Below are 1,479 nucleotides of genomic sequence, written 5' to 3' on the forward strand. Positions count from 1 at the left end.
GCCGCGCGGTCGCCGCCGCCTGCCCCGGCAACACGGTCGCCGTCGGCGCGGGCACCGTCCGCGCCGACTTCGCCGAACTCCACCTCAGCCACAGCGAGGCGCTCGGCGCGCTCGCCCTGGGCCGTGAACTCGACGGTGCCGCACGGTCGTTCGTGCGCCTGCACGAGGAGAGCGGCATCTACCGGCTGCTCGACCAACTGCCCGCGCCCGAACTGCGGGCCCTCGTCGACGACGCCCTCGGCCCGCTGCTGCGCTACGACACCCGCCACGACGGCAGCCTCGTCCACAGCCTCGCCGTGTACCTGCGCCACGACCGCAACGGCGTGGAGGCCGCCGAGGAGCTCCACGTCCACTACAACACCCTGCGCTACCGCCTCAAGCAGATCGAGCGGCTCACCGGCGCCCCCGACAAGGACCCCATGCGCCGCCTGCAGACGGAACTCGCCGTCCACGCGCACCGGCTGCTGCGCGCCCGCGCCGGCTGAGAGGGCCGTGCCCGCCCGGGTCATTGTCACCGGCTGCCGATGATCACCGCTCGCGCACTGGCACCGGTCGCCGAAGACCCCCGCGGGGAGGCGGCCGTACCGTCGGTGCATGGAGCGAACCCCGCACACCGCCACCGGACAACTTCCCCCAGAAGTAAGCACGTTGAACGTGGTCCGGCGGGACGCGTACGCCGACTCCGTCGCCCTGATGCGCACCGCCCGTCAGCTGTCCTCGCTGCCCGGCGTCGAGACGGCGAGCCTCGTCATGGCCACCGCACCCAACCTCCGTCTCCTCGCCGACGCCCGACTGCTCACCGCCGACGGCGAATCCGCCCGCCCCGCCGACCTGCTCATCGCCCTGCGCGGTGACGCCGACGCCCTGGAGCGCGCCGTCGCGGCCTTCGACGGGCTGCTCGAACAGCCGGCCAAGGACGCCGCTGCCGGCGCGGAGAGCGGCGCCCCGGCGCCCCGCGCACTGACCGAGACCGACCCCGCCACCGGTCTCGCCCTCGTCTCGACCCCCGGCCCCTACGCGGCCGCCGAGGCGCTCAAGGCGCTGCGCTGCGGCCAACACGCCTTCGTGTTCAGCGACAACGTGCCCCTCGACCAGGAGATCCGCCTCAAGCAGGAGGCCCACCGCCTCGGCCTGCTCGCCATGGGCCCCGACTGCGGCACCGCCCTCGTCGACGGCGTCCCCCTCGGCTTCGCCAACGCCCTGCGGCCCGGCCGGATCGGCCTGATCGGCGCGTCCGGCACGGGACTTCAACAGGTCTCCTGCCTCCTCGACGCAGCGGGTGAAGGCGTGCGGCAGATGATCGGCACCGGGGGCCGGGACCTGAGCGCGGAGATCGGCGGGCGCACCACGCTCGACGCGTTCGAGCTGCTCGACGCCGACCCCGGCTGCGCGCTGATCCTGCTGGTGTCGAAGCCGCCGGACCCGCGGGTCGCCGCCCGCGTCCTGGCCCGCGCCGCGCGGGCGCGCAAGCCGGTCGTC

At 74.8% G+C, this 1,479-nt stretch carries 1 protein-coding gene and 1 pseudogene; both read left to right on the forward strand.

Annotation, left to right across the window (positions count from 1 at the left end; translation table 11 throughout):
- The coding region (locus G3I40_RS31120) for a helix-turn-helix domain-containing protein (protein ID WP_203645102.1) at positions 1-485 on the forward strand (485 nt) is incomplete at its 5' end.
- A 109-nt stretch (positions 486-594) separates the two neighbouring features.
- A pseudogene (locus tag G3I40_RS31125) lies at positions 595-1,479 on the forward strand (transcriptional regulator); the annotation flags it as partial.

The sequence above is a fragment of the Streptomyces sp. SID14478 genome, from assembly GCF_010548525.1.
Classification (GTDB): domain Bacteria; phylum Actinomycetota; class Actinomycetes; order Streptomycetales; family Streptomycetaceae; genus Streptomyces.